At 72.1% G+C, this 6,438-nt stretch carries 7 protein-coding genes; 3 read left to right on the top strand and 4 right to left on the bottom strand.

Annotated elements, in window-relative coordinates:
- On the bottom strand, window positions 1-614 hold a 614-nt coding region (locus HF519_RS20200), incomplete at its 3' end, for a TetR/AcrR family transcriptional regulator (protein WP_169414542.1).
- 342 nt (window positions 615-956) lie between these two features.
- Here HF519_RS20200 and HF519_RS20195 point away from each other — a divergent pair.
- Entirely contained in the window at window positions 957-1,925 is a 969-nt protein-coding gene (locus HF519_RS20195; protein WP_211170311.1) for a CPBP family intramembrane glutamic endopeptidase, read from the top strand.
- A gap of 81 nt (window positions 1,926-2,006) precedes the next feature.
- Here the strand turns inward: HF519_RS20195 and HF519_RS20190 are convergent, their stop codons facing one another.
- Window positions 2,007-2,978, bottom strand: coding sequence for a DUF72 domain-containing protein (locus HF519_RS20190; protein ID WP_169414540.1), 972 nt, complete (start codon window positions 2,976-2,978; stop codon window positions 2,007-2,009).
- Between the two features lie 217 nt (window positions 2,979-3,195).
- Here HF519_RS20190 and HF519_RS20185 point away from each other — a divergent pair, with 217 nt between their 5' ends.
- Complete coding sequence (locus tag HF519_RS20185) at window positions 3,196-3,528, top strand: hypothetical protein (RefSeq protein WP_211170310.1); 333 nt, start codon at window positions 3,196-3,198, stop codon at window positions 3,526-3,528.
- Window positions 3,529-3,541: 13 nt separating this feature from the next.
- Here HF519_RS20185 and hppD read toward each other — a convergent pair whose 3' ends face one another.
- On the bottom strand, window positions 3,542-4,741 hold the full coding sequence (gene hppD, locus HF519_RS20180; RefSeq protein ID WP_169414539.1) for a 4-hydroxyphenylpyruvate dioxygenase: 1,200 nt from the start codon (window positions 4,739-4,741) through the stop codon (window positions 3,542-3,544).
- Window positions 4,742-4,903: 162 nt separating this feature from the next.
- Between hppD and HF519_RS20175 the strand changes: the two genes are divergently transcribed.
- A complete protein-coding gene (locus HF519_RS20175; RefSeq protein WP_312860229.1) occupies window positions 4,904-5,428 on the top strand; it encodes an Lrp/AsnC family transcriptional regulator in 525 nt (174 codons plus the stop codon).
- Between the two features lie 115 nt (window positions 5,429-5,543).
- Here the strand turns inward: HF519_RS20175 and HF519_RS20170 are convergent, their stop codons facing one another.
- Entirely contained in the window at window positions 5,544-6,323 is a 780-nt protein-coding gene (locus HF519_RS20170; protein WP_169414538.1) for a class I SAM-dependent methyltransferase, read from the bottom strand.
- Between the last annotated feature and the right edge of the window lie 115 nt (window positions 6,324-6,438).

Genomic DNA, 6,438 nt, shown 5'->3' with positions numbered 1-6,438 from the left:
GGGCGCAGGGTGGCGAGGTAGGTCGTCAGCAGGGCGTCGGCGTCCTCGTGCAGGGAGCGGAGCCGGCCCGTCTTGGTCATCAGCAGCAGCCCGAACACCCACGTCGCCGAGGCGACGGCCAGGTGGTGGGCGTCCTGCGGAGACGCGATGCCGTCGGCGACGAGGCCGGCGCCGATGTGGTCCATCACGGCATCGAGCGCGGCGTTGAGCTCGCGGTCGAGTTCCGGGGTGAGCCCGACGGGACGGGCCCCGCCGTACAGGTAGAAGCCGAGCTCGAAGTCGGAGCGGCGGGTGTCGTAGAAGCTCCACAGCGCGCGCAGCGCGGCTTCCCCGCGCCCGCCCGATGTCGTTTCGTCGGGGGAGGCCGCCGTGACCTCGGCGTGCAGTGCGGCGAGGGAGTCGCGCAGCACGGCGGCGTAGAGCTCCTCCTTGGTCGCGAAGTAGGTGTAGATCGCGCCCGTCGTGTAGCCGGCGGCCTTGGCGATCTCGCGGACCGACGCCCCCGCGATGCCCTTCTCGGAGAACACGCGTTTCGCGGCGTCCCGGATCAGGTCGCGCTTGAACCGGCGCACGCTCTCCTGGCGGTGGTCGCCCGCCGTCGCGTCGGCGTCCATGCCCCTCCAGATAACAGCGTTCAATCCGATGACGACTGTTACCTTCGCCCGGGGTGGGGGTGCGGTCAAGAGGTCTCGTGGTGGCGCCGGTCACCGCCCCGGGGGGCTGCCCCCGGGGCGGGCACGTCTGCGACCCGGGGGTGCTCCCCGCACCTCGATGGGGCCCACCCCATCGATTCATCGGCGCTGTCGATTCAGCATTCATGCCGTAGAAGTTGGCGGCAGGCCAGACGGTTGGACGCTCTCGGAAAGTCATCCGGGAGCCTTTTCCTTCCGGTTCTCGACCGGCGAAACCTCTCGACAAGGGCTCCGTGCGTGGCCTGTCCGAATCCTGATCGGAGGATGAAGATGGATATGACCGGGCAACCCGGCGCTCGCAGTGCCGTCGAGGCGGGTGCGGCGCCCGCTCTCGCGGCGGACGTTCCCTATCACCGGCTGGCCCGCACCGAGACACAAGGAGGGCTCCCGGTCCTCGGGACGTTGCTGGTGCTCGTCGGGGTCGCGCTCGTCGTCGTCGTCTCGGGCGTGCTGTACGCCCTGAACCTGCCGCCGGTCTGGACGCAGGCGACCACGAACCTGGCCCTAGGCGGGTTCATCCTGGTCGTGTTCCTCGCGGCGCGGTGGGTCCAGCGCAGGCCGGCGGGATCGGTGTCGTCGGTGACGGGGCGGATCCGCTGGCGATGGCTGATGATCTGCAGCGGATGGGCCGTGCTGGCTGTCGTCACCGGTCTCGTCGTCGGAGGGACCGTGCTGATCCTCCTGTCGAGCCCCGGTGACGCCGGTCAGGCGGCGGACGATTCCATGCGGTGGGTGGGATGGTTGCCGTTCCTCGTCGCCACCGGGTCGATGCTCGTCACCGTCCCGTTCCAGGCTGCGGGGGAGGAGTACCTGGCGCGCGGCTGGATGGTGCAGTTCTTCGGTAGCTACCTGCGTACTCCCTGGGTCGGCATCGTGGCGGGTGGCCTGTTCTGGACGCTGCTGCACGTTCCGAGCACGCCGTGGGCCTTCGGGGTCCTGATGCTGTGGAGCGTCGTCCTGGGCCTGCTCGTCATCCGCACCGGCGGGCTGGAGGCCGCCATCGCCTTCCACGTGGTCAACAACCTGTGGGTGTTCGTCTTCGCGGCCGCGTTCACCGGCGTCGACGGGGCCGGCAACGCCGGCGCATCGCCCTGGGAGACCCTGGTCGTCGATGCGATCACGCTGCCGTTGTTCGCGTGGCTGGTCCTGGCCTCGGCTCGCCGCTCCGGTGTCGCTCGCGTCGGCCGGCCGGCCGTGGCCACCCCGCCGGAACCCGTGCCCGGCCCCGCGTGACGAGCCCCTGAGCGGGGCAGGACAGGGTCCGGGGGTCCGACCGCCGGGCCCTGCACCGCGGGGCCGGACGTGGCGCCCGCGTCACCCGGCCCGTTCGGCCAGCAGCCGTGCGAGCGTCCGCGCGTTACGTACGGCGTAGCCCCGGTAGATGTTGTTGAACAGCAGGTGCACCGGCCGTCCGCCCTCGTGCAGCTCCTCGATCCGCGGCACCCACTCGGCCAGCTCCTCGGTCCGGTAGTCATAGGCGTACCGCTCCGCCGCGCTCAGCCCGGGGACGGCCCACGTCTCGGCGTTGCGCCCGTGGAAGCGCACGGCGGCCAGCTCGGCCGTGGCGACCGCGACGGGTGGGAGCGAACCGGCGAACCCCTGCGGCTCGTCGACGCACACGTACACCAGGCCGAGGCGGGTGAGGTAGTCGAGGGTCTGCTCACGGTGCTCGTCGTCCATCCAACGGCTCTGCCGGAACTCCACGCCGATCCGCCGATCGCGCAGCTCCGACTCGAGCCACACCAGGTACTCCCACGACCTCCGGGACGGATAGAAGTACGGCGGGAACTGGAACAGCAGCAGGCCGAGCCGCCCCGTGTCGTGCAACGGGTCGAGCGCGGTGGCGAAGCGCCGCAGCGCCTCCGTGCGAACCTCCGGCGCCAGGTCGCGCACGTAGATCCGGGGTTTGGCGGCCAGCTTGTCGGGCAGGGCGTCGCGCAGGTCGCGCCACAGATCCGCGGGTGGCGTCGGGTGGTGGGTGAACAGGCGGAAGGCCTTGACGTCGAACAGGAAGTCGGGTGGGGTCCGCTCCACCCAGAGGGGCGCGTTGCGCGCCGCGAGCGGCTGGTAGAAGGTCGCGTCGACCTCGGTGAGCGGGAACTGTGATGCGTAGTGGCGCAGCCGCTCCTCGGCGTCCGCACGGCCCCGCGGGTAGAGCTCGCCGGACTCGACGAGTGTCCGGTCCGTCCACGCCGTCACCCCGATGTAGAGGCCGTCGTCGGCCAGCGCCCGCACGACGGGATCGTCCGCCGCGGCGCGCAGGCCCGCCCGCGCCCTGGTGTCCACACCTCCACCATGCGACCGCGGCCGGCCGGGCCGTCCGTCCCGCGAGGTCGATGTGGCGCTGGCCGCTGGCTCTGCCGGGCCGAGTCGCGAACCCCGCCGATGCGACAGAGTGATCGGGATGCGCCCCCCGCCGGAGGCACACACCGTCATCCACGCCACGGGCAGGACCGCTGAGGCGCCGCGGCCGCATCGACGCCGAGGCCTAGGATCACCGACCGTGACCCGACCCGCCCTCCGCCGCGCCACTGCCACGTTGCTCGCCGTCCTGGCTCTCGCCCTGGGGGGCGCGACCGCCTGCGGAGGTCAGGGAACGGACACGAACTGCTCGATCGACGGCTGCACGGTCACCTTCCAGCGCACCGGGAACTCCGAGATCTCGGTCCTCGGGATCAAGGCCCGGCTGATCGGCGTGGACGGCGGGGTCGCCCGGCTGGAGGTGGCCGGGCAGACCGTGACCGTGCCGGTCGGCGGCGAGGCGGCCGCGGACGGTTTCACCGTGCGGGTCGAGGAGGTCACCGACGCCGCGGTGGTCGTGCGGATCTCCCGGTAGGACGGGGTCCGGCTCAGAAGTTGCCGCGGCGGGCCTGCTCGCGCTCGATGGCCTCGAACAGCGCCTGGAAGTTGCCCTTCCCGAAGCCGAGCGAGCCGTGCCGTTCGATGAACTCGAAGAACACCGTCGGCCGGTCGCCGATGGGCCGGGTGAAGATCTGCAGCAGGTAACCGTCCTCGTCGCGGTCGACCAGGACCCCGCGGGCGGTCAGCTCCTCGATCGGCACCCGGATCTCGCCGATGCGGGCCCGCAGCCCGGGGTCCGAGTAGTAGGAGCCCGGGGTGTCGAGGAACTCGATGCCGCGCCCGCGCAGCACGTCCACCGTGTGCAGGATGTCGTTCGTGGCCAGCGCCACGTGCTGGGCGCCCGGGCCGGCGTAGTACTCCAGGTACTCGTCGATCTGCGACCGCTTCCGCCCGGCAGCGGGCTCGTTCAGCGGGAACTTGACGCGGTGGTCGCCGCTGGCGACGACCTTGCTCATCAAGGCGGAGTACTCGGTGGCGATGTCCGCGCCGACGAACTCGGCCATGTTGGTGAAGCCCATGATGCGGTTGTAGAAGCCGACCCAGGAGTCCATCCGGCCCAGCTCCACGTTCCCGACGACGTGGTCGAGCGCCTGGAAGACACGTCCCCGGGCGCCCTGGGGGCGACCGGGGCCGCGGGTGGCGTAACCGGGCAGGTACGGGCCGCTGTAGCGAGAGCGGTCGACGAGGGTGTGCCGGGTGTCGCCGTAGGTGGCGATCGCGGCGGTCCGTACGGTGCCGTGGGCGTCGGACAGGTCGTGGGGCTCGTCGAGAATCGTCGCCCCCTGCGCGCGGGCGTGGGCGATGCAGCGGTCGACGTCGGGGACCTCGAGGGCGATGTCGACGATGCCGTCCCCGTGCCGGCGGTGGTGGTCGAGCAGCGGGCTGGCCGGATCGACACCGCCCATGATCACGAACCGCACGGCGCCGCTGCGCAGTACGTAGGAGCGGTGGTCACGGTTGCCGGTCTCGGGGCCCGAGTACGCGACGAGCTCCATGCCGAAGATCGCCTGGTAGAACAGCGCGGTCTGGGTCGCGTTGCCGACCGCCCACACGACGGCGTCCCAGCCGGTCACGGGGAACGGATCGTCCGCAGCGTCGTACTCGACGAGTCCGACGAGCTGGCGGAGCTGGTCGAGGTCGAGCTCGGCGAGCCGCTCCTGGCTGGTGAGGGTCTGCTCGATGCTCACGGACGGCCTCCCGGACGCGCGGTCGCGGATCCCATCGGGCATCACGAAACGCCCACCGTCGCAGCTGCGCAACAGGCTCACCCGCAGCTGGTCCGACTGCTCGGTCTGCGAAGCGGATCGGGCGTGCAGCTCTACAATCCGACCAGCTGATCGGAGGTCGTCGTGGTGCAGCGGGACGAGGTCCTCGATGCGCTCGACCTCGCCCTCCTGCAGGTGCTGCGCGAGCATCCGCGCTCCGGCGTCCTCGAGCTCGCCCGGACCGTCGGCGTGGCCCGCGGGACGGTGCAGGCCCGGCTGGACCGGATGGAACGCTCGGGCGTGATCACCGGCTACGGTCCGGACGTCGATCTGGGCGCGGCCGGTTACCCGGTGCAGGCCTTCGTGACCCTGGAGATCGCCCAGGGTGCTCTCGACGACGTGGCCGGGGAGCTCACGGCGGTGCCGGCTGTCCTGGAGGCCTACGCGACGACCGGCTCGGCCGACGTGCTCTGCCGGGTCGCGGCGGCGTCGCACGAGGACCTGCAGGCCACGTTGCTGCAGCTCAACCGGTCGCCCTCGGTGGCCCGGTCGACCAGCGTGGTCGTGCTGTCGGTCGTTGTCGCGCCCCGGACCCTGCCGCTGCTGGCCGAGCGTCCGCGCAGGGGTCCGCGGCGAGCGCCTTCGTTCCGGGTCCAGCCGGGCCCCTGAGCCGGGCCGGTGCCCGCGGCCCGCTGCCGCCCCGTCCGGCCCGGTCCTTCGGCCCTGGGACGCCCCCGACGGCACCATGCTGGGCCTGATCACCGTGGCCCGACCAGGGTGACGGCTACCGGGGTGCGCGGCCGATGATCCCCCACAGCCGGATCTCCGCCCGGATCGGCCGCCCGTCCTGCACGAACGGGTGGGCGGCCTCGAGGCATGCCGTGTGAAAGGCGTCCGCACCGGCGACCTGGATCGCCTCGTAGGCCGGGCCCGACGAGGCCAGGGCCCGCGCGTAGTGCTCCGCGTCGGCGAACTCCAGGAAGAAGGGCACGGTGAACAGCTCACCGGGCTCCAGACCCGCCTCGGCCAGGAACCGGGCGGCCACGCCCGGCTGCTTGAGCGCCACCATGTCCGACTGGTGCGCCACCTGCGCTTCGCCGGCCAGCCGGAACGGGGCGAACAACCGGCCGCCCGGGGTCGCGGCCATGTCGCCCCAGAACGTCAGGGCGACCTGCCCGCCGGGCCGGAGCACGCGGCGGACCTCGGCCATCGCCGCCGGCGTGGTGCCCCAGATACCGCGGAAGCTGGTCACGACGTCGAAGGTGGCGTCGTCGAACCCCGACTCGGCCATGTCCCCGACGCGGATGTCGCAACCGGGGCTGCGCAACCGTGCGATCTCGACCAGCCGGTGCGAGGCATCGATACCCGAGCACACGGCCCCCTGCAGCCGGGCCAGCTCGATGGCGAGCCCCGCCCCGCACGCGACGTCGAGGAGCCGGTCCCCGGGACCGAGGCCGAGGCGGCGGTGCACGAACAGGTACTCCCGCATCGAGGCCGGTTCCAGCAGTGAGGCGAAGTCGGCGGCCCGGCGGCCCCAGCCCTCGTCGACCATGCGCCAGCTCATTACGGTGCCCCTGTTCCGGTGTGTCTGGTTCGGCAGGGCGCCGACTGTAACGGCTGGGTCCCCCTCCGCGGCACGGTTGCGTGGCGCGTGCGTCGACACCGCCGTTGCGGGTCGC

It is taken from the genome of Pseudonocardia bannensis, from assembly GCF_012911875.1.
Classification (GTDB): domain Bacteria; phylum Actinomycetota; class Actinomycetes; order Mycobacteriales; family Pseudonocardiaceae; genus Pseudonocardia; species Pseudonocardia bannensis.
Note: the sequence above shows the minus strand (reverse complement) of the source record. Positions and strands in the feature narration are given on the sequence as shown.